31 protein-coding genes and 1 other annotated feature are annotated in these 26,283 nt (G+C 46.3%); all 31 genes read right to left on the bottom strand.

Features of this window, described 5'->3' with window-relative positions; translation table 11 throughout:
* Positions 1–42 precede the first annotated feature (42 nt).
* The 31 genes from rplN to EJP77_RS19340 all read right to left on the bottom strand — a co-directional run bounded on the left by rplN (position 43) and on the right by EJP77_RS19340 (position 26,282).
* Entirely contained in the window at positions 43–411 is a 369-nt protein-coding gene (gene rplN, locus EJP77_RS19490) for a 50S ribosomal protein L14 (protein ID WP_127200937.1), read from the bottom strand.
* A gap of 37 nt (positions 412–448) precedes the next feature.
* A complete protein-coding gene (gene rpsQ / locus EJP77_RS19485) occupies positions 449–712 on the bottom strand; it encodes a 30S ribosomal protein S17 (protein ID WP_127200936.1) in 264 nt (87 codons plus the stop codon).
* Between the two features lie 53 nt (positions 713–765).
* On the bottom strand, positions 766–966 hold the full coding sequence (rpmC, locus tag EJP77_RS19480; protein ID WP_127200935.1) for a 50S ribosomal protein L29: 201 nt from the start codon (positions 964–966) through the stop codon (positions 766–768).
* Positions 956–1,390, bottom strand: coding sequence for a 50S ribosomal protein L16 (gene rplP / locus EJP77_RS19475; RefSeq protein WP_068620409.1), 435 nt, complete (start codon positions 1,388–1,390; stop codon positions 956–958). The genes rpmC and rplP overlap by 11 nt, the downstream gene beginning before the upstream one ends.
* 2 nt (positions 1,391–1,392) lie before the next feature.
* Positions 1,393–2,058 carry a 30S ribosomal protein S3 gene (gene rpsC / locus EJP77_RS19470; protein ID WP_127200934.1) on the bottom strand — a complete coding sequence of 222 codons (666 nt, stop codon included), beginning with the start codon at positions 2,056–2,058 and terminating at the stop codon, positions 1,393–1,395.
* A gap of 13 nt (positions 2,059–2,071) precedes the next feature.
* Positions 2,072–2,404 carry a 50S ribosomal protein L22 gene (gene rplV / locus EJP77_RS19465; RefSeq protein WP_127200933.1) on the bottom strand — a complete coding sequence of 111 codons (333 nt, stop codon included), beginning with the start codon at positions 2,402–2,404 and terminating at the stop codon, positions 2,072–2,074.
* 33 nt (positions 2,405–2,437) lie between these two features.
* Complete coding sequence (rpsS, locus tag EJP77_RS19460) at positions 2,438–2,716, bottom strand: 30S ribosomal protein S19 (RefSeq protein WP_127200932.1); 279 nt, start codon at positions 2,714–2,716, stop codon at positions 2,438–2,440.
* A 75-nt stretch (positions 2,717–2,791) separates the two neighbouring features.
* Positions 2,792–3,622: a 50S ribosomal protein L2 gene (gene rplB / locus EJP77_RS19455; RefSeq protein WP_127200931.1), complete on the bottom strand. Its 831-nt coding sequence runs from the start codon at positions 3,620–3,622 to the stop codon at positions 2,792–2,794.
* A gap of 29 nt (positions 3,623–3,651) precedes the next feature.
* Complete coding sequence (gene rplW, locus EJP77_RS19450; protein ID WP_127200930.1) at positions 3,652–3,942, bottom strand: 50S ribosomal protein L23; 291 nt, start codon at positions 3,940–3,942, stop codon at positions 3,652–3,654.
* The gene (gene rplD, locus EJP77_RS19445) at positions 3,942–4,565 is read right to left on the bottom strand and encodes a 50S ribosomal protein L4 (protein ID WP_127200929.1); all 624 of its coding nucleotides are present in this window, start codon (positions 4,563–4,565) and stop codon (positions 3,942–3,944) included. The genes rplW and rplD overlap by 1 nt, the downstream gene beginning before the upstream one ends.
* Positions 4,566–4,591: 26 nt before the next feature.
* Positions 4,592–5,215 carry a 50S ribosomal protein L3 gene (gene rplC, locus EJP77_RS19440; protein ID WP_127200928.1) on the bottom strand — a complete coding sequence of 208 codons (624 nt, stop codon included), beginning with the start codon at positions 5,213–5,215 and terminating at the stop codon, positions 4,592–4,594.
* A 45-nt stretch (positions 5,216–5,260) separates the two neighbouring features.
* Positions 5,261–5,569: a 30S ribosomal protein S10 gene (rpsJ, locus tag EJP77_RS19435; protein WP_017692074.1), complete on the bottom strand. Its 309-nt coding sequence runs from the start codon at positions 5,567–5,569 to the stop codon at positions 5,261–5,263.
* A 344-nt stretch (positions 5,570–5,913) separates the two neighbouring features.
* Positions 5,914–7,104 carry an elongation factor Tu gene (gene tuf / locus EJP77_RS19430; RefSeq protein ID WP_127200927.1) on the bottom strand — a complete coding sequence of 397 codons (1,191 nt, stop codon included), beginning with the start codon at positions 7,102–7,104 and terminating at the stop codon, positions 5,914–5,916.
* A gap of 95 nt (positions 7,105–7,199) precedes the next feature.
* A complete protein-coding gene (fusA, locus tag EJP77_RS19425) occupies positions 7,200–9,278 on the bottom strand; it encodes an elongation factor G (protein ID WP_127200926.1) in 2,079 nt (692 codons plus the stop codon).
* 47 nt (positions 9,279–9,325) lie between these two features.
* Positions 9,326–9,796, bottom strand: coding sequence for a 30S ribosomal protein S7 (rpsG, locus tag EJP77_RS19420; RefSeq protein ID WP_007432586.1), 471 nt, complete (start codon positions 9,794–9,796; stop codon positions 9,326–9,328).
* 48 nt (positions 9,797–9,844) lie between these two features.
* A complete protein-coding gene (gene rpsL, locus EJP77_RS19415) occupies positions 9,845–10,264 on the bottom strand; it encodes a 30S ribosomal protein S12 (RefSeq protein ID WP_127200925.1) in 420 nt (139 codons plus the stop codon).
* Positions 10,265–10,402: 138 nt separating this feature from the next.
* Positions 10,403–10,654 (bottom strand): ribosomal L7Ae/L30e/S12e/Gadd45 family protein, encoded by a 252-nt coding sequence (locus EJP77_RS19410; protein WP_127200924.1) that lies wholly within the window; start codon positions 10,652–10,654, stop codon positions 10,403–10,405.
* A 169-nt stretch (positions 10,655–10,823) separates the two neighbouring features.
* Positions 10,824–14,438 (bottom strand): DNA-directed RNA polymerase subunit beta', encoded by a 3,615-nt coding sequence (rpoC, locus tag EJP77_RS19405; protein ID WP_127200923.1) that lies wholly within the window; start codon positions 14,436–14,438, stop codon positions 10,824–10,826.
* Positions 14,439–14,475: 37 nt separating this feature from the next.
* The gene (rpoB, locus tag EJP77_RS19400) at positions 14,476–18,021 is read right to left on the bottom strand and encodes a DNA-directed RNA polymerase subunit beta (RefSeq protein ID WP_127200922.1); all 3,546 of its coding nucleotides are present in this window, start codon (positions 18,019–18,021) and stop codon (positions 14,476–14,478) included.
* A 376-nt stretch (positions 18,022–18,397) separates the two neighbouring features.
* Entirely contained in the window at positions 18,398–18,997 is a 600-nt protein-coding gene (locus tag EJP77_RS19395; RefSeq protein WP_127200921.1) for a class I SAM-dependent methyltransferase, read from the bottom strand.
* 143 nt (positions 18,998–19,140) lie between these two features.
* Entirely contained in the window at positions 19,141–19,503 is a 363-nt protein-coding gene (gene rplL / locus EJP77_RS19390) for a 50S ribosomal protein L7/L12 (protein WP_127200920.1), read from the bottom strand.
* Between the two features lie 60 nt (positions 19,504–19,563).
* The gene (gene rplJ / locus EJP77_RS19385; RefSeq protein ID WP_127200919.1) at positions 19,564–20,073 is read right to left on the bottom strand and encodes a 50S ribosomal protein L10; all 510 of its coding nucleotides are present in this window, start codon (positions 20,071–20,073) and stop codon (positions 19,564–19,566) included.
* Between the two features lie 143 nt (positions 20,074–20,216).
* Positions 20,217–20,366 (bottom strand) — a sequence feature (ribosomal protein L10 leader region).
* Between the two features lie 86 nt (positions 20,367–20,452).
* Positions 20,453–21,145 (bottom strand): 50S ribosomal protein L1, encoded by a 693-nt coding sequence (gene rplA / locus EJP77_RS19380; protein ID WP_127200918.1) that lies wholly within the window; start codon positions 21,143–21,145, stop codon positions 20,453–20,455.
* A gap of 76 nt (positions 21,146–21,221) precedes the next feature.
* Entirely contained in the window at positions 21,222–21,647 is a 426-nt protein-coding gene (gene rplK / locus EJP77_RS19375; RefSeq protein ID WP_127200917.1) for a 50S ribosomal protein L11, read from the bottom strand.
* 77 nt (positions 21,648–21,724) lie between these two features.
* Positions 21,725–22,258 carry a transcription termination/antitermination protein NusG gene (gene nusG, locus EJP77_RS19370; protein ID WP_127200916.1) on the bottom strand — a complete coding sequence of 178 codons (534 nt, stop codon included), beginning with the start codon at positions 22,256–22,258 and terminating at the stop codon, positions 21,725–21,727.
* 22 nt (positions 22,259–22,280) lie between these two features.
* Entirely contained in the window at positions 22,281–22,472 is a 192-nt protein-coding gene (gene secE, locus EJP77_RS19365; RefSeq protein WP_068620446.1) for a preprotein translocase subunit SecE, read from the bottom strand.
* Between the two features lie 21 nt (positions 22,473–22,493).
* Positions 22,494–22,643, bottom strand: a complete 150-nt coding sequence (rpmG, locus tag EJP77_RS19360; protein WP_127200915.1) for a 50S ribosomal protein L33 — start codon at positions 22,641–22,643, stop codon at positions 22,494–22,496.
* Between the two features lie 434 nt (positions 22,644–23,077).
* Positions 23,078–23,725, bottom strand: coding sequence for an RNA polymerase sporulation sigma factor SigH (gene sigH / locus EJP77_RS19355; RefSeq protein ID WP_127200914.1), 648 nt, complete (start codon positions 23,723–23,725; stop codon positions 23,078–23,080).
* 159 nt (positions 23,726–23,884) lie between these two features.
* Positions 23,885–24,406, bottom strand: coding sequence for an NYN domain-containing protein (locus tag EJP77_RS19350; RefSeq protein WP_127200965.1), 522 nt, complete (start codon positions 24,404–24,406; stop codon positions 23,885–23,887).
* Positions 24,407–24,413: 7 nt separating this feature from the next.
* Entirely contained in the window at positions 24,414–25,169 is a 756-nt protein-coding gene (rlmB, locus tag EJP77_RS19345; RefSeq protein WP_127200913.1) for a 23S rRNA (guanosine(2251)-2'-O)-methyltransferase RlmB, read from the bottom strand.
* 669 nt (positions 25,170–25,838) lie between these two features.
* Positions 25,839–26,282: a Mini-ribonuclease 3 gene (locus tag EJP77_RS19340; protein WP_127200912.1), complete on the bottom strand. Its 444-nt coding sequence runs from the start codon at positions 26,280–26,282 to the stop codon at positions 25,839–25,841.
* Position 26,283: the final 1 nt, after the last annotated feature.

Raw genomic sequence — 26,283 nt, 5'->3', positions numbered from 1 at the left:
GTTACACCTCCCGGTTGCATGGATATAAGGGACTAACTTTATTTAGATAACTTCCGGAGCCAAGGAAACGATTTTCATGAAATCTCTATCACGAAGTTCGCGAGCAACAGGTCCGAAAATACGAGTACCACGTGGGCTCTTGTCATCTTTCACTACTACAGCTGCATTCTCATCAAAAGCGATGTAAGAACCATCTTTACGGCGAACAGAACGCTTAGTGCGAACTACTACCGCTCTTACTACATCACCCTTTTTGACAACGCCGCCTGGTGTTGCTTGTTTCACAGAGCAAACGATCAAATCACCGATTTGAGCAGTACGACGACCAGTACCACCCAGAACGCGGATACACATCAATTCCTTCGCTCCAGAGTTATCAGCAACGTGCAAACGAGTAAATGGTTGAATCATTCTAATTTCCTCCTTTCAACTTCACTAACGAGTTCAATTAGATAATAACCGCTTGTTCTACGACTTCAGTCAGTCTCCAGCGTTTATCTTTGGAAAGCGGGCGAGTTTCTGTGATTTTCACAGTATCACCAATCTTCGCTGTATTGTTCTCATCATGTGCTTTGAATTTCTTAGTATGCTTAATACGTTTATGGTACAAATCATGCTTTTTGTAGGTTTCAACAGCTACTACGATGGTTTTATCCATTTTGTCGCTGACGACTTTACCAATTTGAACTTTACGAGTATTACGTTCGCTCATGGTTAGCCTCCTTCCTGATTTCAAGCACTGCTATTGAAGCTGCACTTTGATAATTAGCTAGTTATGCCAAGTGCTCTCTCATGTAAAATGGTTTTAGCACGAGCTATATCCTTGCGCACGTCACGGATTCTAGTTGGGTTGTCAAGCTGGCCAGTAGCCAGTTGAAAACGCAGGTTGAAAAGTTCTTCTTTGAATCCAGTGATTTTTTGTTCTATCTCAACAGTGGTTAAGTTGCGAAGTTCATTAGCTTTCATTTGCTTCACCACCCAATTCTTCACGTTTCACAAACTTAGTTTTTACAGGCAGTTTGTGAGCGGCAAGACGCATCGCTTCGCGTGCGATTTCCTCCGATACACCAGCAAGTTCAAACATGATCTTACCTGGTTTCACAACTGCAACCCATTTCTCAACGTTACCTTTACCACTACCCATACGAACCTCAAGAGGCTTTTGAGTAATAGGCTTATCTGGGAAAATCTTGATCCAAACTTTACCACCACGTTTGATGTAACGCGTCATGGCAATACGAGCCGCTTCGATCTGACGGTTCGTAATCCAAGATGGCTCAGTTGCTTGAAGACCGTATTCACCGAAGTTAAGTTCAGTGCCGCCTTTAGCTTGACCTCTCAAACTACCGCGTTGTTGTTTGCGGTGTTTTACACGTTTAGGTACCAACATGATTAGTTGCCTCCTTCCTGAGCAGCTTGCTTCTTAGCTGGAGGAAGAACCTCTCCACGGTAGATCCATACTTTTACGCCGATACGGCCGTAAGTTGTATGTGCTTCAGCTGTACCATAGTCGATGTCAGCACGAAGTGTATGAAGTGGAACAGTTCCTTCACTGTAGCCTTCTGAACGAGCAATTTCAGCACCGCCAAGACGGCCGCTTACTGCTGTTTTAATCCCTTTAGCGCCGGAACGCATAGTTCTTTGAATCGCTTGTTTCAATGCACGACGGAAGGAAACACGACGTTCCAATTGTTGAGCAATGCTTTCTGCGACTAGAATTGCATCCAGTTCAGGGTGTTTAATTTCAGAGATATTGATGTGAACTTTCTTACCGCCTGCGATTTGAGTGATTTCGTTACGAATGTTCTCAACTTCAGAACCGCCTTTACCGATAACCATACCCGGCTTCGCAGTGTGGATAGTTACATTCACACGGTTAGCTGCTCTCTCGATTTCAACACGAGATACAGCAGATTCTTTCAATTTGCCTTTTAAGTGTTCACGAATTTTAACGTCTTCCATAAGAAGATCACCAAAATCTTTACCTGCATACCATTTAGATTCCCAATCACGGATAATACCTACCCGCAATCCGACGGGATTTACCTTTTGGCCCACACGTTTTCCCTCCTTATTTTTCGGATACCACCAAAGTAATGTGGCTGGTGCGTTTGTTGATCCGGCTTGCACGTCCCATTGCACGTGGACGGAAACGTTTCATTGTCGGACCTTGGTTAACGAAAACTTCCGAAATAACCAATTTATTTACATCCATAGAATAGTTATGTTCAGCATTCGCAATCGCCGAGTTCAAGAGCTTCTCCACTACTGGTGAAGCTGCTTTAGGAGTATGGCGAAGAATGGCGATGGCTTCACCCACTTGTTTGCCGCGAATCAGGTCAACAACGAGCTTAACCTTACGAGCAGCAATACGGATGGATCTTGCATGTGCTTTTGCTTCCATGTTTGTTACCTCCTCTCAAACGAAGAACTCATCTTAACGTCTTGTTTTCTTATCGTCGTCCGTATGTCCTTTGTAGGTACGTGTTGGAGCAAATTCACCCAATTTGTGTCCTACCATGTCTTCCGTTACGTATACAGGCACGTGTTTACGACCGTCATATACTCCGAAAGTGTGTCCGATAAATTGTGGGAAAATCGTGGAACGGCGGGACCATGTTTTGATCACGGTTTTTTTGTTGCTATCGTTCACTTCATCCACTTTTTTGAGTAGGTAGCCATCGATAAATGGCCCTTTTTTCAAACTGCGACCCATAGCTTGAATCCTCCCTTCATGAAACCATCATAAGTCTCTAATCCGTTAACCGGAGAAGTAATGCGCCTAAGCGTATTACTTCGTACGACGGCGAACGATGTATTTATCAGAAGCTTTACCTTTTTTACGCGTTTTGTAGCCAAGGGTTGGTTTGCCCCAAGGAGACAATGGCGATTTACGACCGATAGGAGCGCGTCCTTCACCACCACCGTGTGGGTGATCGTTAGGGTTCATGACAACACCGCGAACTTCCGGACGTTGTCCGAGCCAGCGACTGCGTCCAGCTTTACCGATTTTCACAAGCTCGTGATCTCCGTTACCTACGGAACCGATTGTAGCACGGCAAACTTTAAGGAGCTTGCGAACCTCACCGGATGAAAGACGAACTGTGACATATTTTTCTTCTTTACCAAGAAGTTGAGCTTCAGTACCAGCTGCACGAACAAGCTGTCCGCCTTTACCTGGTTGAAGTTCGATGTTGTGGATAACGGAACCCACTGGAATGTTCTCCATTGGAAGTGCGTTACCGATTTTGATATCAGCTGTAGGACCTGATACTACAACATCATCAACTTTCAAGCCTTTAGGAGCGATGATATAACGCTTCTCACCGTCTGCATAATGGATCAAAGCGATGTTGGAAGTACGGTTCGGGTCATACTCGATTGTAGCAACGCGGCCCGGTATTCCATCTTTGTTCCGTTTGAAGTCGATGATACGATATTTACGTTTGTGTCCACCACCGTGGTGACGAACCGTAATTTTACCTTGGTTGTTACGACCAGCAGTTTTGCTAAGTGGTGCAAGCAAGGATTTTTCCGGCACATTTGTAGTGATTTCTTCAAAAGTAGACACGGACATTGCGCGTCTTGCCGGGGAAGTCGGTTTATACTTTTTGATTGGCACTTGTGTTCCCTCCTATCTTCAAAAATTTCTTATACCGATTCAAAGAACTCAAGCGGTTTGCTGTCTGCCGTAAGAGTAACGAACGCTTTCTTCCACTCTGGTGTATAACCAAAATGACGTCCGTAACGTTTAGGCTTCGCAGGAACACGCAAAGTGTTAACTTTGTTCACCTTCACGCTGAAGATCGCTTCAATAGCTTGTTTGATCTCAGTCTTATTAGCACGGATATCTACTTCGAATACATATTTCTGTTCACCCATGTATTCAGCCGTACGTTCCGTAATCACTGGACGTTTGATAACATCACGAGGATCTTTCATTACGCGAGCACCTCCTCTACCTTCTGAACTGCTTCTTTCGTAATGATCAGTTTGTCGTACGTAAGTACGTCAAGAACATTGATGCCGTCAGCTGCTACGAATTTTACACCTGGAATGTTACGTGCAGACAAAGCAACTTTATCATCATAGCTGGAACCTACGATCAAGGCTTTGCGTTCTACTTTCAGGTTATTCAGGATAGCTGCGAATTCTTTTGTCTTCGGCGCTTCAAAGCTCAATTGATCTAGTACGATAATATCGTTATCAACAACTTTCGAAGAAAGCGCGGATTTGATCGCCAAACGACGAACTTTCTTAGGAAGCTTGAATGCATAACTGCGTGGTGTTGGTCCGAAAACGACACCGCCGCCTACCCATTGTGGTGAACGGATCGAACCTTGACGAGCACGGCCAGTACCTTTTTGTTTCCAAGGCTTACGACCACCGCCGCGTACTTCAGAACGTCCTTTAACTTTGTGAGTACCTTGACGAAGGGATGCACGCTGCATAACAACAGCATCATGAAGAACATGAACGTTTGGCTCGATACCGAATACCGCATCATTCAATTCAACTTCGCCCACTTGGCTGCCACTTACATTAAAAAGTGCTACTTTAGGCATTGATTGTTCCTCCTTTCTTCAGAAGATTATTTCTTCACCGTTTCTTTGATTTTCACGAAGCCTTGTTTAGGGCCTGGAATAGAACCTTTTACAAGCAATACGTTACGTTCAACATCGACTTTGATAATTTCAAGGCCTTGGATCGTAACCGTCTCGTTACCCAAATGTCCTGGCAAGTGCTTACCTTTAGGAACACGGTTTGCTTGAATGGAACCCATCGAACCCGGTCTACGATGATAACGGGAACCGTGAGCCATTGGTCCGCGGCTTTGTCCCCAACGTTTGATAACGCCGGCAAAACCTTTACCTTTGGAAATACCTGTTACGTCAACAAATTCGCCCTCAACAAAGACATCAGCTTTAACCTCTTGGCCAACCTCATATCCTGTCAAATCAATACCGCGAATTTCGCGAACGTAGCGCTTAGGTGCAGTGTTAGCCTTTTTGGCATGCCCTGCTTCTGGTTTGTTAGCTCTGCTCTCTTTTTTATCAGAGAAACCTAGCTGAACCGCTTCGTAACCATCGTTATCTGCATCCTTTTTCTGCAAAACAACATTGGGGCCTGCTTCAATAACGGTTACTGGAATTACATTACCTTCAGCGGTAAATACTTGAGTCATTCCAAGTTTTTTTCCTAAGATACCTTTCATGTTGACACCTCATTCCCTTTTCTAATCAAATGCTTGTTATTAGACTTACAGTTTAATTTCGATATCTACACCGGACGGTAGATCCAAGCGCATCAAGGCATCCACAGTTTGTGGAGTCGGATTAACAATATCGATCAAACGCTTGTGAGTACGCTGCTCGAATTGCTCCCGAGAATCCTTGTACTTGTGTACCGCACGGAGAATAGTAATAATTTGCTTTTCTGTTGGAAGCGGAATCGGCCCAGATACACCAGCACCTGAACGTTTTGCAGTTTCAACAATTTTCTCAGCAGATTGATCAAGAATTCTATGGTCGTAAGCTTTCAAACGAATACGAATCTTTTGCTTTGCCATTTTTAGTCCCTCCTTCTATCGCCCAATTTATTATCGGACATACTCCGTGAAAATTTTCCAAACACCTGCCTCATGGCAAAGGGGCCGGGTGTGTCGGTAACCTCTCACATCATCGCAACGTCACAGAACAACATATATTATTATATTAAAAAGATAGGCTCAATGCAAGCCTTATATACAAAAATTTTTAATTCCACTTTTCAGGGGACGAGCCAATGTTCTCCTGACATAAAACAAGAAGGTTCATCTCCAAAGAGATGAACCTTCTCTTCTTTCGTTTACAGTACATTGTTGCTCGTTACATCACACTGTTGCTCTATAATCAATCAGGCTAAGACGCCTAATTACTTTTGAATGCTTGCTACGGAACCGGCACCTACTGTACGTCCACCCTCACGAATGGAGAACTTAGTTCCTTCTTCGATCGCGATTGGGGAGATCAGGGAAACAGTAACGGTGATGTTGTCACCAGGCATTACCATTTCAGTACCTTCAGGCAGGTTGATGATGCCTGTTACGTCAGTTGTACGGAAGTAGAACTGTGGACGGTATCCAGTGAAGAATGGTTTGTGACGTCCACCCTCTTCTTTAGTCAACACGTAGATTTGAGCTGTGAATTCTGTGTGAGGCTTAACAGAACCCGGCTTAGCCAATACTTGGCCACGCTCGATCATGTTACGATCAACACCACGAAGAAGTGCACCGATGTTATCACCAGCTTGAGCGGAATCCAGCAATTTGCGGAACATCTCAACGCCTGTTACAACGGATTTCTTAGTTTCTTCAGTAATACCAACGATTTCGATCTCTTCGCCGACTTTAACAGTACCACGCTCTACACGGCCAGTTGCAACTGTACCACGGCCAGTGATGGAGAATACGTCCTCGACAGGCATAAGGAAAGGCTTGTCAGTTTGACGCTCAGGAAGTGGAATGTAAGTGTCGATAGTTTCGAACATTTCAACGATCTTTTTAGCCCACTCGCCATCAGGGTTTTGAAGAGCTTCACGAGCAGAACCACGAGTGATTGGAGTGTCATCACCAGGGAATTCATATTCGTTAAGAAGATCGCGAACTTCCATTTCAACCAATTCCAAAAGCTCTTCGTCTTCAACCATGTCACATTTGTTCAAGAACACAACGATGTAAGGCACGCCTACTTGGCGGGACAACAGGATGTGCTCACGAGTTTGTGGCATAGGACCGTCAGCTGCGGATACTACGAGGATTGCTCCGTCCATTTGTGCAGCACCAGTGATCATGTTTTTAACATAGTCGGCGTGACCTGGGCAGTCAACGTGTGCATAGTGACGGTTGTTTGTTTCATACTCAACGTGTGCAGTTGAGATTGTGATACCGCGCTCGCGCTCTTCTGGAGCTTTATCGATTTGGTCGAATGCTACAGCAGCACCACCATAAGTTTTGGACAATACAGTAGTGATTGCAGCAGTCAGGGTTGTTTTACCATGGTCGACGTGACCGATAGTACCGATATTAACGTGCGGTTTTGTACGTTCGAATTTAGCCTTTGCCATTTTGAACAGTTCCTCCTTAAAATATGGGATTGTTATGTTTTACTGAACGGAGTGTCTCCCTAATGAAAAACACCCGAACAGCAGTTGAAAATTAATTAATCTGAACCTTTTGCTTTAGAAACAATCTCTTCTTGAATGGACTTCGGTACTTCTTCATAGTGAGAGAGTTCCATCGAGAACACACCGCGACCTTGGGTACCGGAACGGATAGTAGTCGAGAATCCAAACATTTCGGAGAGAGGCACTTTAGCACGGATAATTTGAGCTCCACCGCGGGAATCCATACCTTCGATACGGCCACGACGGGAGTTCAGCATACCCATTGCGTCACCCATGTACTCTTCAGGCACTGTTACTTCAACTTTCATAACAGGCTCAAGAATAACTGGCTTACATTTTTCCGCAGCAGCTTTAAGCGCCATGGAACCCGCAATTTTAAATGCCATTTCGTTGGAGTCAACATCGTGGTAAGAACCATCTACGATAGTTGCTTTTACATCCACGAGTGGGAATCCAGCGATAACACCATTTTTCATTTGCTCTTCAATACCTTGCTGTGCAGGTCCGATATATTCTCTTGGTACCGAACCACCCACAACTTTGCTCTCGAACTGGTTACCAGTACCTGGCTCCAATGGTTCGAATTCAACCCATACGTGACCGTATTGACCACGACCACCGGATTGACGTACGAATTTACCTTCTACACGCGCTGGCGCGCGGAAAGTTTCGCGATAAGCAACTTGTGGTGCACCTACGTTGGTCTCCACTTTGAACTCACGACGCATACGGTCGATGATGATGTCCAAGTGAAGCTCACCCATACCAGCCAGGATGGTTTGGCCTGTTTCTTCATTAGTATGCGCACGAAGAGTTGGATCCTCTTCAGTCAGCTTACTAAGAGCGACGCCCAATTTATCTTGGTCAGCTTTGGTTTTCGGCTCAACGGCGATCTCGATAACTGGATCAGGGAAGTTCATGGACTCCAGAATAACTGGACTCTTCTCATCACACAGTGTATCACCTGTACCGGTATCTTTCAAACCTACGGCAGCTGCAATGTCACCAGAATATACTTCACTGATCTCTTGACGGCTGTTCGCATGCATCTGAAGGATACGTCCAATACGTTCGCGTTTACCTTTTGTTGCATTCAACACATAAGATCCGGATTGAAGCACACCGGAATATACGCGGAAGAACGTAAGTTTACCAACGTAAGGGTCAGTCATGATTTTAAAAGCTAGCGCCGAGAAGGTTTCTTCATCCGAAGATTTACGAACCGCTTCTGTACCATCTTCAAGGTGACCCTTGATGTCTGGAACGTCAATCGGAGCTGGCAGATAATCAATAACTGCGTCCAACATCAATTGAACGCCTTTGTTACGATATGAGGAACCACAGATAACTGGGAAGATCTTTACTTCTACAACACCTTTACGAAGAGCAGATTTGATCTCTTCTACAGTGATTTCTTCACCTTCAAGGTATTTCATAGTAAGGTCTTCGTCAAGTTCAGCGACTTTCTCTATCAATAACGAACGAAGTTCTTCGACTTGCGCCTTGAACTCTTCAGGAACATCAACCACTTCGATGTCTTGACCCAGATCGTCTTTGAACATATGAGCTTTCTCTTCCACGATATCAATGATACCAGTGAAGTCGTTCTCTGCACCGATTGGCAGTTGAATTGCAACTGCGTTCGCTTGCAGACGCTCATGCATGTCTTTAACAACGTTCAAGAAGTCAGCACCGATGATGTCCATTTTATTTACATATGCAATCCGTGGAACGCCATAACGGTCTGCCTGTCTCCATACAGTTTCAGACTGAGGCTCTACGCCTTCCTTCGCACTGAAAACGCCTACTGCCCCGTCCAATACACGAAGGGAACGTTCAACTTCAACTGTGAAGTCAACGTGTCCCGGGGTATCAATAATATTTACGCGGTAGCCCTTCCAAGCAGCGGTAGTAGCGGCGGACGTAATCGTGATCCCGCGCTCCTGTTCTTGCTCCATCCAGTCCATTGTAGCAGCACCCTCGTGAACCTCACCGATTTTGTGCGTACGGCCTGTGTAGAACAAGATCCGTTCTGTAGTCGTGGTTTTACCGGCGTCAATATGCGCCATGATCCCAATATTACGTGTATTTTTCAAGGAGAACTCTCTTGCCATGAATAAAGTCTCCCTTCAAAAATGAAGTTATTAGTTTAGGCCTTATCCTACCAACGATAGTGTGCAAACGCTTTGTTTGCTTCAGCCATTTTGTGCGTATCTTCGCGTTTCTTAACAGAAGCGCCGGTGTTGTTGGATGCGTCGATGATCTCAGCAGCCAAACGCTCTTCCATAGTCTTCTCTCCGCGGTTGCGGGAGTAGTTCACGAGCCAACGTAAACCAAGGGAAGTACGTCTTTCCGGTTTAACTTCGATAGGCACTTGATAGTTCGCACCGCCCACACGGCGAGCTTTAACTTCAAGAACTGGCATAATATTTTTGATCGCTGCTTCAAACACTTCCATTGGGTCGTTACCAGTGCGTTCTTGAATCAGTTTGAACGCATTGTATAGAATGCTTTGAGCAACGCCGCGTTTTCCGTCGAGCATGATGCGGTTGATTAGGCGAGTAACAAGCTTGCTGTTATACACCGGATCTGGCAACACGTCTCTTTTTGTAACTGGACCTTTGCGTGGCATTGATTATCCCCCTTTCAGAAATAGTTCATTCTAATTTGTTCAATCTTCTTACTTCTTAACTTTAGGACGTTTTGCACCATATTTCGAACGAGCTTGCATACGGTTGTTAACACCAGCTGTATCCAAAGCACCGCGAACGATGTGATAACGTACTCCTGCAAGGTCTTTGACCTTACCACCACGAATCAATACAACACTGTGCTCTTGCAAGTTATGACCGATACCTGGAATGTAAGCAGTAACCTCCAGACGGTTAGTCAAACGAACACGGGCATATTTACGAAGTGCGGAGTTCGGTTTACGTGGAGTCATAGTACCTACACGAGTGCAAACACCACGTTTTTGAGGAGCGCTCAAATCAGTAGTCTCACGTTTGAGGGCATTGAACCCTTTTTGAAGAGCTGGTGATTTGGACTTCTCAACTTTGGCTTGACGCCCTTTACGAACTAGTTGGTTAATTGTTGGCATGTTGTTGCCACCCCCTTCCTCAAATTTTCATGTCTTTACAAACCTTTTAATTAAGCCCACAGACCCAGGCGGTTCATAAAAGAACAAAGGAAAGTTTCTGCCCCAAGCTTTCACCTGAAACAAAAACGTTTCATACCATTATTGTTTTACTATCGCAGCCACCGCTGCCCCAACTTCAATCCCACATACCTTACCGAGTTCTTTCATCGTATCGACATAAGTGATCTTGATTGAAGCCTTGTTACAGAGCCCGATGATCTTTGACGTAACACGAGGATCTGCATCTTGTGCGATATAGACCTCTTCGGCTTGACCAAGTTCCACTACCTTCGCAGCTTGTTTGGCACCGATCTTGACATGAGCATCCTGTAGTCCTCTATCATTAGACATCTTACGATACCTCCAAAAATACAGGGAATTACCGCTACTCACGCACCTTTGCTATATTAGCATCTGAATTGGGCGATGTCAAGTGTTTATATTAATTATAACGGCGGAGCAGCCGCATATTGCCTAGATCTACAACATGGACTCCTCCGCCATTTCTTGCTTTATAAATCTATTCTACCGAAACAGGCTCAAGATTCTCTGCAGAAACATCGCCTTCTTCTTGATCGTCAAACTGAACACTGCGATAACGGTTCATACCCGTACCCGCTGGGATCAGCTTACCGATAATAACATTCTCTTTCAGACCGAGCAGCTTATCAACTTTACCTTTAATGGCAGCATCGGTAAGTACCCGAGTTGTCTCCTGGAAGGAAGCGGCCGACAAGAAGGAGTCTGTCTCAAGAGATGCCTTCGTAATACCGAGCAGTACAGGCTTAGCAACAGCAGGCTCTTTATCCGATAGGATGGCCTCTTTGTTGGCTGTTTCATATTCATGAATGTCCACAAATGAACCTGGGAGAAGTGTAGTATCTCCAGCATCAACAATACGGATTTTACGAAGCATCTGCTTAATCATAACCTCAACGTGTTTATCGTTGATCTCAACGCCTTGGTTACGGTATACGCGCTGTACTTCTTGCAAAATGTAGTTCTGTACGCCACGAATACCTTTGATTCGCAGAATTTCTTTAGGGTCAATTGAACCGTCGGTAAGCTCATCGCCGGCTTCAATCTCTTGACCTTCGCTAACACGAAGTCGAGAACCGTAAGTTACGGAGTAGACTTTAGTCTCTGCTTCACCTTGGATCTCAATTTCACGGCGATCCTTAGCTTCACGGATTTCTTTGACTACGCCGTCAAGTTCACTGATTGTGGCTTGACCTTTCGGATTCCGAGCTTCAAAGAGCTCCTGAATACGCGGCAAACCTTGAGTGATATCGTCACCCGCAACGCCCCCGGTATGGAACGTACGCATCGTGAGCTGGGTTCCCGGCTCCCCGATGGACTGGGCTGCGATGATACCAACTGCTTCACCGATTTCAACGAACTTACCAGTAGCCAGGTTACGGCCATAGCATTTCTTACAAACACCATGACGGGCACGGCAGCTCAGTACGGAACGGATTTGCAGTTTCTCAACACCCGCATTTACGATGGCATTTGCGCGATCTGTATCAATGAGCTCATTACGAGCTACAATGACTTCGCCTGTCTCAGGATGCTTGATCGTCTGGAACGAGTAGCGTCCTTCAATACGGTCGAAGAGATCTTCGATAATTTCTTTACCATCCTGAATGCGTGCTACTGTAATTCCTTTATCGGTACCACAATCGTCTTCGCGAACGATAACATCCTGGGCTACGTCAACCAAACGGCGAGTCAGGTATCCTGAGTCCGCTGTACGAAGGGCTGTATCCGCCAGACCTTTACGCGCTCCGTGAGTCGAGATAAAGTACTCGAGGACCGTAAGACCTTCACGGAAGTTCGCTTTAATTGGAAGTTCATAGATACGTCCTGATGGTGTCGCCATCAGACCCCGCATACCACCCAGCTGAGTAATCTGCGATTTGTTACCCCGTGCTTTGGAGTCTACCATGAGCATAATGGAGTTGAAGCGATCCATCGATTTCATGAGAACTTCCGTCAACTGATCCTTGGATTTGGACCAGATATCAATAACACGATCATAACGTTCTTCATCCGTGATTAAGCCGCGGCGGTACTGATTCGTTACCACGCGTACTTTCTCATCAGATTCGCGCATAATGGTTGCTTTTTCCTCAGGAACAATAACGTCGGATACAGCAATACTTACGCCTGCACGTGTGGAATACGTGAATCCAAGCTGTTTAATTCTATCTAGAATCACAGATGTTTCAGTCGTGTGATAGGTTTCAAAGCAGCGTGCAATGATAGATCCCAGATACTCTTTACCTACTCCCCCTGGTATTGCCGGGTCGTTGATACGTTCATTGAGATCCGCACCCTTTTCATAAACAAAGTATCGATCCGGTGTCCCGTTAAACAGGTTATCGCGGGTAGCTTCGTTAATATAAGGGAAGCTGGATGGGAAGATTTCATTAAAGATAATTTTCCCGACCGTAGTCACCAGCAGCGCTTTTTGCTGTTCAGGTGTAAATCCGTCTTTATTCAGAGCCTTAGCCGGAATAACTACCCGTGCATGCAGAGCTGCTGCTCCACGCTGGTAGGCGGACACGGCTTCGTTCACACTTCCCAGGATCATGCCTGAACCTTTAGCCTTGTTATCATCCATAGTCAGGTAGAAGGATCCAAGGACCATATCCTGAGATGGAGTAACAACCGGCTTACCATCTTTCGGGTTAAGAATGTTACCTGATGCTAGCATCAAAATCCGCGCTTCTGCTTGCGCTTCAGCTGACAGAGGAACGTGAACTGCCATCTGGTCACCGTCAAAGTCGGCGTTATACGCCGTACATACCAGCGGGTGAAGACGAATGGCGCGTCCTTCTACCAAGATTGGTTCGAACGCTTGAATCCCGAGTCGGTGAAGCGTCGGTGCACGGTTCAGAAGAACCGGATGCTCCTTGATAACTTCTTCCAATACGTCCCATACTTCCGGGCTGACACGTTCAACTTTGCGCTTCGCGCTCTTGATGTTATGAGCAAGACCTTTGTTGACAAGCTCCTTCATCACGAACGGTTTGAACAATTCGAGTGCCATTTCCTTAGGCAGTCCGCATTGGTACATCTTCAGGTAAGGACCTACTACGATAACGGAACGACCAGAGTAGTCAACACGTTTACCGAGAAGGTTCTGACGGAAGCGTCCTTGCTTACCTTTCAGCATGTGGCTTAGAGATTTGAGCGGACGGTTACCAGGACCCGTTACAGGACGGCCACGACGACCGTTATCGATCAAGGCATCCACCGCTTCTTGAAGCATACGCTTCTCGTTCTGAACGATGATATCCGGCGCTCCAAGATCCAGAAGGCGTTTCAAACGGTTGTTACGGTTAATGACACGGCGGTACAGATCGTTAAGGTCAGACGTTGCAAAACGTCCACCATCGAGCTGAACCATCGGACGAAGTTCCGGAGGGATGACCGGAAGGACGTCAAGAATCATCCATTCCGGCTCATTGCCCGAGTTGCGGAAGGCTTCAATAACTTCAAGACGTTTGATTGCCCGGTTACGACGCTGACCTTGAGCGGTACGCAGTTCTTCCTTAAGGAAATCAAGCTCTTTCTCCACGTCGATGTCCTGCAAAAGCTTCTTAACAGCTTCGGCACCCATGCCGGCTTGGAAACCGTAGCCGTATTTCTCACGGTAGCTACGGTATTCCTTCTCGGACAGGAGCTGCTTTTTCTCAAGCGGCGTATCGCCAGGATCTGTTACAACATATGATGCAAAATAGATAATCTCTTCCAGAGATCTAGGGGACATATCCAAAGCCAATCCCATACGGCTTGGAATCCCTTTGAAATACCATATATGAGAAACTGGAGCAGCCAGCTCGATGTGGCCCATGCGTTCACGGCGTACTTTCGCACGTGTTACTTCAACGCCGCAGCGATCGCAGACAACGCCTTTGTAACGTACGCGTTTGTATTTACCGCAGTGACATTCCCAGTCTTTTGTAGGACCGAAAATTTTCTCGCAGAAAAGCCCTTCTTTCTCCGGCTTCAGCGTACGATAGTTAATCGTCTCCGGTTTCTTCACTTCTCCGCGGGACCAAGAACGAATTTTATCTGGGGAAGCAAGCCCAATTTTCATAAACTCGAAATTGTTGACGTCCAACAAAGAGCATCCCTCCTTAACCAAATCCTGATTTGTAATGCTATTCTACGCCGACTTCAGAGCCTTCCAGGTTCAAACTAAGTTTGTCGCCTGCAGCATCCTCTTCATCGTCTATTTCTCTCATTTCGATCTCTTCTTCATTCTCACTCAGGATTTTCACGTCCATACCCAAGCTTTGAAGCTCTTTGATCAATACTTTAAAGGATTCAGGAACACCCGGTTCCGGAACATTCTCACCTTTGACAATGGATTCGTAGGTCTTAACCCGGCCCACCACGTCATCGGATTTGACAGTCAGAATCTCCTGCAGGGTATAAGCAGCACCATAAGCCTCAAGTGCCCATACCTCCATCTCCCCGAAACGCTGTCCACCGAACTGAGCTTTACCGCCCAGAGGCTGTTGAGTAACGAGAGAGTAAGGACCTGTAGAGCGGGCATGGATCTTATCGTCAACCATGTGAGCGAGTTTGATCATGTGCATGACACCAACAGTAACTTCACGTTCGAATTTGTCTCCCGTACGGCCATCATACAGCACAGTCTTACCGTTACGCTGCATACCGGCTTCTTCCATGGTATCAAATACGTCATACTCTTTGGCACCATCAAATACAGGAGTTGCTACGTGGATACCCAAGTGCATAGCCGCCATACCCAAGTGGATTTCAAGCACCTGTCCGATGTTCATCCGTGAAGGTACCCCGAGCGGGTTAAGCACGACTTGTACTGGTGTGCCATCAGGCAGGAACGGCATATCTTCCTCAGGCAAAATACGCGCTACGACACCCTTGTTACCATGTCGTCCGGCCATTTTGTCACCTTCGGAAATTTTACGTTTTTGGGCAATATATACACGAACAAGTTGGTTAACGCCTGGCGGCAGCTCATCACCGTTCTCACGGGTGAATACCTTAACGTCAACAACGATACCATCTGTACCATGCGGTACACGCAGAGAAGTATCACGTACTTCACGAGCTTTCTCACCAAAAATCGCATGCAGAAGGCGCTCTTCCGCAGTGAGCTCAGTTACCCCTTTAGGTGTAACTTTACCAACAAGGATATCGCCAGCACCAATCTCAGCACCTACGCGAATAATTCCACGTTCGTCAAGATTTCTAAGCGCTTCTTCACCCACGTTCGGAATATCGCGAGTAATTTCTTCTGGTCCAAGCTTCGTATCACGAGCCTCGGATTCATACTCCTCAATGTGGATCGAGGTGTACACATCTTCTTTGACAAGCTTCTCACTAAGGAGAATCGCATCCTCATAGTTGTAACCTTCCCAAGTCATGAAGGCTACGACCACATTACGGCCCAGTGCCAATTCTCCCATCTCTGTAGAAGGGCCGTCAGCAAGGATATCGCCTTTGCGGACGATTTCACCCGTCTTAACGATTGGACGCTGGTTAATGCATGTTCCTTGGTTCGAACGCATAAATTTGTGTAATTTATATTTAACTAGGTCGCCTTTAACTTGCTTGCCTTCGACCGTCTCAACACGGCGAAGCCAAATTTCATTAGCGGCCGAACGTTCAATGATTCCATCATATTTAGCAACTATACATACACCGGAATCCTTCGCAGACTTATGTTCCATCCCTGTTCCTACAAGCGGAGCTTTAGGAATAAGGAGTGGCACAGCCTGCCGCTGCATGTTGGATCCCATCAGTGCACGGTTGGAGTCATCGTTCTCCAAGAACGGAATAAGCGCGGTAGCTACCGACACAACCTGTTTTGGAGAGATATCCATGTAATCCACGCGATCGCTAGGCATTGTCAAAATGTTATCCGACTGTTTGTTATAACGAACGATAACCTGATCTTCCGCAAAACCACCGTCTTCATTTAACTCAACATTGGCCTGTGCGATAACATAGTTATCTTCTTCATCCGCAGTCAAATAGGAGATCTGCTCCGTAACTTTTCCTGTCTTAGGATCTACCCAACGGTATGGCGCTTCAATAAAGCCATATTCGTTAATGCGGGCAAATGTGGACAAGGAGTTGATCAGACCGATGTTCGGGCCTTCCGGTGTCTCAATCGGACACATACGGCCATAGTGAGAGTGGTGAACGTCACGCACTTCCATGCCCGCACGTTCCCGGGTCAAACCACCAGGTCCGAGTGCAGACAGACGGCGCTTATGCGTAAGTTCCGCAAGCGGGTTCGTCTGGTCCATAAACTGGGACAGCTGGGAGCTACCGAAGAACTCTTTGATTGAGGCAATAACCGGACGAATGTTGATCAGAGCCTGTGGTGTAATTACATTCGCATCCTGAATGGACATTCTCTCGCGAACCACACGTTCCATACGGGACAAGCCAATGCGGAATTGGTTCTGCAGCAGTTCACCAACAGAGCGCAGGCGACGGTTACCGAGATGATCGATATCATCCGTGCTTCCGATTCCATGCAGCAGGTTAATGAAATAGCTGATTGAGGAGATAATATCAGCAGGTGTAATGTTCTTAACCGATTTATCAATATCGCGATTTGCGATGACTTTAACGACTTTGCCATCTTCAATTGGCGAGAATACATCGATGGTCTGGAGAGGTACATCTTCGGACTCAAGTACACCGTTAGCTACATGGTAAGTCTTAAAGCCCACACCTTCTTCCAGATTCTTAAGAATCTCATCCAACAAACGGCGATCAACCATTTGACCCGCTTCTGCAATAATCTCCCCAGTTGATGTATCAATGAGGGACTCTGCAAGACGCTGATTAAAGAGACGGTTCTTAATGTGAAGCTTTTTGTTAATTTTGTAGCGGCCTACATTCGCAAGATCGTAACGCTTCGGATCAAAGAAGCGGGCAACCAGCAAACTTCTTGCGTTATCAAGTGTAGGAGGCTCGCCTGGACGAAGACGTTCATAGATCTCAATGAGCGCTTTCTCCGTGGAGTCCGTATTGTCTTTATCCAGCGTATTGCGGATATATTCATCGTTACCGAGAAGGTCTAGAATCTCAGCATCTGTACCAAAACCGAGTGCACGAAGCAGTACGGTTACTGGAATTTTACGAGTACGGTCGATCCGGACATAAATGATGTCCTTAGCATCCGTCTCAAGCTCTAGCCATGCACCACGGTTAGGAATTACCGTCGCCGTGTAAGTCTTCTTGCCGTTCTTATCTATTTTGGTATTGAAATAGACGCTAGGGGAGCGGACCAACTGGCTGACAATAACCCGTTCTGCACCATTGATAATGAAGGTGCCGGTTTCCGTCATCAGCGGGAAATCCCCCATGAACACTTCCTGCTCTTTGACTTCGCCGGTTTCTTTATTAATGAGCCGGACTTTTACTCTAAGCGGTGCCGCATACGTAACGTCACGCTCTTTCGCATCGTCTACCGTATACTTTGGTTCACCAAGACTGTAGTCGATAAATTCCAGAATCAAATTGCCGGTAAAATCCTGTATCGGCGAGATGTCCTGAAACATTTCCCGAAGACCTTCCTCCAAAAACCATTCGTATGATTTTTGTTGGATCTCAATCAGGTTCGGAACCTCGAGTACCTCGTTAATTCGCGCATAACTACGCCGAGTGCGTCGACCATATTGAACAAGATGTCCTGCCAACTTAAACTCACCCCTCATGTCTACTCACTTAAAAATTTCATTGCGAACCCGTGTTTGTCCCTATATAATAAAGTCCATAGAAACGGATTCATGCACAAATAAAGAAAAGCCCTTATCGAATGCTTTCGAAAAAAGAGCATCATTATTAGTGCCTTTCCTGTCGATGTCCTCATTATCAGTAGATTTGCCAAAAATGGGCATAATATACGTATATAGAAGATTAGTGAACCTCTACTCCCGAAATTATGCTTGACATTTCAGCAGACTAAAGCCATGTAGGGCATCCTAATACTGACATTTTACAATAATACCACAGTCATACACTCAAGTCAACAGCTATCTTTTGCTTAATGTCCATGATCTTTGTGGTTGCGGATTAATTTTTGGTAGCCTTAAAGATCCGGTATCCCTTCTCCTTTGTAACTTCCTCAACTTCTCCAAACAACGATTCCAGCTTTTCTTTCGCCGAAGGCGCACCCTGTTTTTTTTGTATAACTACCCAGAGTGAACCACCCTTATTAAGCCGTTCCGCGGCTCCCTCAAAGATCGCATGTACTGTCATCTTGCCTGCGCGTATGGGCGGGTTCGTCAGTATTACATCAAACTTCTGATCACCGAGTTCTTTATATAGGTCACTTTGGATTACCGTTACATTCTTGATTCCATTATTAGATACGTTCTCTTTGGCTAACTCAACGGCACGTTCATTCACGTCAACAAGGGTCACTTTCCCCTTCACGGCAAGTCCTGCAGCAGCCATTCCCATCGGACCGTATCCACAGCCAACATCCAAGACACTGGCTTCCGCAGGAATCTCCATGGCCTCGATCAAAACCCGACTTCCGAAGTCAATGCCCTGTTTGGAGAATACCCCAGCATCGCTCACAAACTTATATGTTCTGCCTCTTAGTTCTGCCTCCCAAGTCTTGCGGTCATGAGCCGTCTCCGGCTTACTGGAATAATAATGATCGGGCATACTTTCCCTCCAGCTATTAGATTCAATATTCTATCTTTTATAGTTTCTATATAAATGATGCACACCTGGATTTTCCAGGCATCCACTTATATAAAAACAAACCCCTTGAATATCTTCAAGGGGTTTGTGCGGGAGAAGAAGAATTACTTCACTTCTACAGAAGCGCCTGCTTCTTCCAATTTAGCTTTAACCGCTTCAGCATCTTCTTTAGATACTTTTTCTTTCAATGCTTTTGGAGCGTTGTCAACCAAGTCTTTTGCTTCTTTCAAGCCAAGACCAGTGATTTCGCGAACCACTTTGATTACGTTGATTTTGGAAGCGCCAGCGCTTGTCAAAATTACGTCGAACTCGGATTGCTCAGCAGCTGCTTCGCCACCGCCGCCACCTGCTACAACTACTGGAGCTGCTGCAGTTACGCCGAATTCCTCTTCAATTGCTTTAACGAGATCGTTAAGTTCAAGAACAGTCATACCTTTGATTTCTTCCAAAATTGTTTCTTTACTCATGGTAGAACCTCCGTTATATAATTTTATAGTTTTTGTTAAATTACTAGTTCAAAAAGATCCTTACGCGCTAGCGCCAGTTTCTTCTTTGTCAGCAACGGCTTTAACTGCAAGCGCGAAGTTGCGCACAGGAGCTTGAAGCACGCTGAGGAGCATGGAAAGGAGACCTTCGCGAGAAGGAAGTTCCGCAAGAGCTTTGATTTGGTCTACGCCGACTACACGGCCTTCAACCACGCCACCCTTAATTTTAAGAGCATCATTCTTCTTAGCGAAATCGTTAAGAATTTTAGCTGGAGCTACAGCATCATTCGTGCTGAATGCGATCGCTGTAGGACCTGCCAGAACTTCATCAAGTTCTGTCAATTCTGCAGCTGCAGTCGCGCGGCGAACAAGCGAGTTCTTCAGCACTTGGAATTCGATACCAGCTTCGCGAAGCTGTTTACGAAGTTCGGTTACTTGAGAAACATTCAGACCGCGGTAGTCAGCAACAACAGTCGTTACGCTCTCGCGCAGTTTAGAAGTTACTACATCAACGGCATCTTGTTTTGCTTGAATTACTTTTGCATTTGCCAAACTGTACACCTCCTGTTAGATTTACTGAGCTGCCGGACATAATATATCGTTGACCCAACAGCTCCCCTGCAATAAAGGGCAAGCCGTTTATATTAGGAAGTTTTTTTGTGGGGATCAGATTAACACGTTAACCGGTCCTTCTAATGCCCATCAAAAAAGCCTCCGTAGAATCACGAAGGCCTGATAAATCATCATTCACAGAACACTGCAAAGTCCGAATCTCTATCACAACACCTCGGTAGGAAATTAAGCCGCAAGGCACCTACTGTCTACGGTAAGCATATTCACATTTAATTGTTGAAATCAATGCAACCACTTTACTATACCAGAGGGTTTACTCAAGAGTCAACCCTGAATTTATTACCAAAGGTAATAAATCTTATCTGTAAGATGCAGTGTTTACACGAGCACTTGGTCCCATCGTCGAAGAAATCGCGATGTTCTTCAAGTATACGCCTTTAGCAGCCGCTGGTTTAGCGCGGTTCAATGCGTCAATAAGAACTTTAAGGTTCTCATTCAGTTTGTCAGCATCAAAGGATACTTTACCGATTGGCGCATGAATTTGACCTGCTTTATCAAGACGGTACTCAATTTTACCCGCTTTGATTTCTTGAACCGCCTTAGCTACGTCAAACGTAACTGTTCCCGCTTTAGGGTTTGGCATCAAACCTTTACCCCCGAGAAGACGACCCAATTTACCAACTTCACTCATCATGTCCGGTGTTGCTACGCAAACATCGAACTCGAACCAGCCTTGTTGGATTTTATTGATAACGTCTTGATCGCCTACGTAGTCAGCGCCAGCAGCTTCAGCTTCTTTCGCTTTATCACCTTTAGCAAATACAAGGACGCGTTGAGTTTTACCAGTACCGTGTGGCAATACAACTACACCACGAACAGCTTGGTCTTGTTTACGAGGGTCTACGCCCAAACGTACTGCAGCTTCAACAGTTTCGTCGAATTTAGCAGTAGCTGCCTTCTTAACCAGTTCAACGGCTTCAGCAGGCTCGTAAGTTGCTTCGCTGTCAATCAGCTTAGCAGCTTCAAGGTATTTTTTACCGTGTTTAGCCATTTAAATTTCCTCCTTTGTGGTATTAGCGGATATTCCTCCCACTTGTTAGCCGGACGTATCCGGCAGCATCCAAAGACTAGTCTTGGATTGTGATACCCATACTACGGGCAGTACCTTCAACCATAAGCATTGCTGCTTCAACGGAAGCTGCGTTAAGGTCAGGCATTTTTTGTTCCGCGATTTGACGTACAGTCGCACGGTTCACAGTTGCTACTTTCTTCTTGTTAGGTTCACCAGAACCCTTCTCGATCTTAGCAGCTACGCGAAGCAATACTGCAGCCGGTGGAGTCTTGGTAATGAAAGTGAAAGAACGATCTTCAAATACCGAAATTTCAACCGGAATGATCAAACCTGCTTGATCGGCAGTACGAGCGTTGAATTCCTTACAGAATGCCATGATGTTGACACCTGCTTGACCCAGCGCTGGACCTACCGGAGGTGCTGGATTCGCTTTCCCCGCAGGAATTTGCAGTTTTACAACTTTAATGATCTTTTTAGCCATGTAAAACACCTCCTTGCACTAATAGTGGTACCCGGGATTAAACTCGTCAATCCCTCCCACAGAAAACCTTAAGAAAACTATAGCTTCTCCACTTGAGTAAAATCAAGCTCAAGCGGGGTTTCCCGTCCAAACATGTTGACGTGAACCTTTACCTTGCTTTTGTCGGTTAGAATTTCTTCTACAGACCCAACAAAATTGGCAAACGGACCAACCTTAATACGTACAGATTCCTTGAGTTCAAACTCAATGACCGGCTTCGGTTCATCCATTCCCATGTGGTTCAGGATCTGTTCTACTTCTTCTGGAAGCAAAGCAGTCGGTTTAGAACCGGAACCTGTCGAGCCGACGAAACCTGTAACTCCAGGTGTATTGCGGACAACATACCAAGAATCGTCAGTCTGGATCATTTCCACCAAGACATAACCAGGGTAAACTTTACGCATAACGGTCTTTTTCTTCCCGTCTTTGTTTACGATTTCTTCTTCCATAGGAACAAGAACCCGGAAAATCTTGTCTTCCATGCCCATAGACTCAACGCGTTTTTCCAAATTGGCTTTGACTTTATTCTCATACCCGGAATAGGTATGAACTACATACCATCTTTTTTCCATATCAAGCCACCTGGGACCCTTCTTAAATAATCGCGTTGATCACAGCGGAAATGCCGATGTCAAGAACCCAAAAATAAATTGCGACAACTACGATTGTACCGAGGACAATCAGCGTATAATTCGTCAGCTCTTTACGATTAGGCCAGCGAACTTTTTTAAGCTCAGCCCAGCTTTCAGAGAAAAAAGAAAACATCGACTTGAAACTACGTTTCATCCGCACCTACACCTCCAAAGACTATCTGGTTTCGCGATGAGGAAATTGCTCGTTACAGAACTTGCAAAATTTCTTCATCTCCATGCGGTCGGGGTGGTTACGCTTGTTTTTCGTTGTCGTGTAGTTTCTTTGTTTGCAGTTCGTACAAGCCAACGTGATAATTACCCGCATGATGTGCACCTCCCGAAGACATTCTTTCTTACAGAAGTCTCTATATTGATCCCGACGCAGGGCCGGGCCGTTCAGAGAGACCTAAGGTCGCTCTGCCCAATCTGGAATTCAGGAAATATTAAGTAAATCCCTAAATCTCCTTAATTCAAAAAAAGCAAGCGCGAAATTTGGCCTACCTAAAACACTTTATCATAAGGGTATAGCCGTGTCAATGAAAGAATGGCCTTGCCCTGTGCGGATTTAGCCTGTTATTATCTTCAATTTCTCTCTGAAGCCGCTTTTCAACTCAAGTCTAAGTATGGACTCGTCTTCCGCTCTCTAAACATCCTATATTATGAATCTATTTAAACGAATTCAAGAGAGGAGGGACTCGTTCTCAATGTACTAATAAAAAGAAAAAAAGACTCCATCATGAGTCCCTTCTCTAAGTAATACTATAGTCCGTCACGAACTTCCAAATACCGTTCAAGCTTTCGCTTAACCCGTTGAAGCGCGTTATCTATTGACTTCACATGCCGTCTAAGATCAACTGCAATTTCCTGATAAGATCTTCCATCCAGATAAAGCATCAGTACCTTACGTTCGAGGTCGCTGAGAATCTCTGACATCTTATCTTCCAGTCCAACAAACTCTTCTTGATTGATAATAAGTTCTTCAGGATCAGATACCTGTGTACCGCATATCACATCCAAGAGGGTACGATCGGAATCCTCATCATAAATAGGCTTGTCCAATGACACGTACGAATTCAAGGGGATATGCTTCTGTCTTGTCGCTGTCTTGATCGCAGTTATGATCTGCCTAGTAATACATAATTCCGCAAAAGCCTTAAAGGAAGCAAGCTTGTCACCCTTAAAGTCTCTAATCGACTTATAAAGACCGATCATGCCTTCCTGAATAATATCCTCCCGGTCAGCTCCTATTAGAAAATAGGATCTCGCCTTGGCTCTGACGAAACTGCGATACTTATTGATCAAGTACTCCAGTGCTTCGCTATCGCCTTCCCGGACTGCCTCGACAATGTCTTCATCACTTTGAATTTCATAGTCAAATTTCATCATTACTTTGAGGTCGACACTCACCACAATCCCTCCGGCTGCAACGCACAGTGCCCCGTCACTTCAATCAAGTATACGATCAGTATATATGATGGGATGTAACAGCGTCAACCACATAAGTCCTAAATTTTGTAAAGTCGAACTTTGTCAAGGGCTATTGGAAGCATATCGATGTGCGTCATTTTACTCTCTACGCCAGCGTTCGAACATCTTTTTGATCTCAGGACTAAGCTTGCCCCCCAATGTATTCCTGCTTGAATTCAGACGATCCTCGGCAATTTTCGACTGTATTTCTTGTTCGCTCTGCTCCACCAGGGTCAACAGCTCCCTGGCCGGAATACGCAGCGCACCTTGTCCAAAGATCACATGCTGTTCTACTAGGTCACTAGTCGCAACGTAAATCTGGCGGCGCCGGTGACTGAGCTCACGTACCAGCCGTTCTATACACTCATCGGCGGTTTCCTTTTCACTTGTAAAGTAGACCTGCACCTTATTCTGAGCAAAAGATTTTCCGAGCCCGGGTACCCGGTAGGCATCGAAGACAGCGATCACATGCATGCCGCTATACGCCTGATAGTCCGCCAACCGCTCCAGCAGTCGGTCCCTGGCTTCCTGCAGTCCAATCTTGGACAGCTTGGTTAGCTCCGGCCAATCTCCGATCATATTGTATCCATCTACAAGGAGAACATCCCGAATCTCCCCCATCATGAGCCTATCCCTGACTCTGGCGTCTGCGGAGAGTCTCGTACATGATCACTCCTGCTGCAACAGATGCGTTAAGCGAATTTAGTCGGCCTACCATCGGCAGTTTAAGCAGGACGTCACATTTCTCACGGATCAGCCGGCCCATCCCCTTACTCTCGTTCCCGATCACAATAGCTACAGGTCCGGTAAAAACGCCATTATTATATATTTCTTCCTTTGCGGTTACATCCGTTCCTACGACCCATACTCCAGCTTCCTTCAACTGCTCAATAGTATGAGCCAAATTGGTTACTCGCGCCACCGGTACATACTCTACTGCTCCCGCTGAAGTCTTGGATACTGTTGAAGTTATTGAAGCGGAACGCCGTTTTGGGATAATTACACCATGAACGCCCGTACATTCCGCCGTACGCAGAATGGACCCTAGGTTATGAGGATCTTCAATCTCATCTAGCAGGAGTAAAAAGGGAGCCTCTTCCTTTTCCGCTGCTTTCGCGAGAAGGTCTTCCACTTCCACATACGCGTAGGGCGCCACTTGGGCAGCTACACCTTGGTGCTGGAGATCCGGCACCATTTGATCCAGCTTGCGCTTATCTACATGCTGAACCACGATTCCATTCTTCTTGGCTTCGGCAATTATAGGCTGCGTCAAGTGCTTCTGAGCACCTTCTGCGATTAGAATTTTGTTAATTGTGCGGCCGGCGCGCAGCGCCTCAAGCAGGGAATGCTTACCGCCAATCCAGTCTTCGTTAGTATTGTCCACCTGTATATCCTCCAGAGTAGGATCCGAGGGGGGCCTCGGGCTCCCATAGTTTTTTTTCACAACCCTCCCAAACCCTCCCTTGCCTAAGGGAGGGCCCCAAGGGCTACGCCCTCTGGACACCCGGAATTCGAATAACGAAAGGTGTTACAGAGGCGGGGTTTAGCTGGCTGGGTGGGAGGAGCGCTTGCCGCCCCCTTGGGGCCCGCTTTACTCTCGGCGCTCCTGCAATTGGGCATGACTGCTGCTGATAGTGCTGTAGAGGTCTTGCGTGCTCGGTGGCGCTCTCCCTGCGGGATTCGCTCACGTCTGAGCGGAGCTTGGTGCTGCTGTTGCGCGTCTTCTTGGCCTTACGTGCTCGGAATCGCTCTCCTTGCAGGATTCGCTCACACTAGTGCAGACCAGAAGGATTACTTACCGAGCTTTATTCCTATCTTGCGTGCTGGGAGGCGCTCTCCCTGCTGGATTCGGCTTGCGTTAGTGCGGATCGGCGATTTACTTACTGTGCTCTTTCCTCTAACTCCCTGCTGGGAATCGCTCTCCCTGCGGGATTCACTTACGCTCGAGCGGAGCTTGGTGCTGCTATTTGCCTCTTACTAGCCTTGCTTGCTCGCAACCGTTCTCCCTACGGGGTTCGGCTTGCGCTGCTGCTGGAAGCTTGTCCTGTCCCGGCTAAGACTTGGGACCGGACACCATCAGATCAAGTCCATAAGTGATCAGATAAATCATCCGGTCTTGTTCGCCGCCGTAGTACAAGTAGCCGATCAGCGCCTCGAAGGCGGTCGCGTGCCGATAATCTATGACATTCGCGTTCTTGGGGACGCTGCCGGATTTGGCGTTGCGGCCCTGGCGTACGACGTCAAGCTCGGCTTCCGTCAACTCGGATTCGATCAAAGAGAGCAGCGTGGCTTGGGCTTTGGCGGAGACGAACTTGGTCGACTGCACGTGCAGATGATGCGGGCGCAGATTAGGTCGCGAAATGACATATTGGCGGACCGCCACCTCGAAGATGGCGTCGCCGATATAAGCAAGTGCCAAGGGAGGGAGCAGCCGGGCCGGCTTGGATGACAGGTAAGGGAACCACAGCGGCGTCTCCGGGAGACCGCCGCTGTTCATA

Origin of the sequence: Paenibacillus zeisoli (genome assembly GCF_003994465.1) — a bacterium.
Taxonomy (GTDB): Bacteria; Bacillota; Bacilli; order Paenibacillales; family Paenibacillaceae; genus Fontibacillus; species Fontibacillus zeisoli.
The sequence above is the reverse complement of the archived record's forward strand: the minus strand, read 5'-3'. Positions and strand labels throughout refer to the sequence as shown.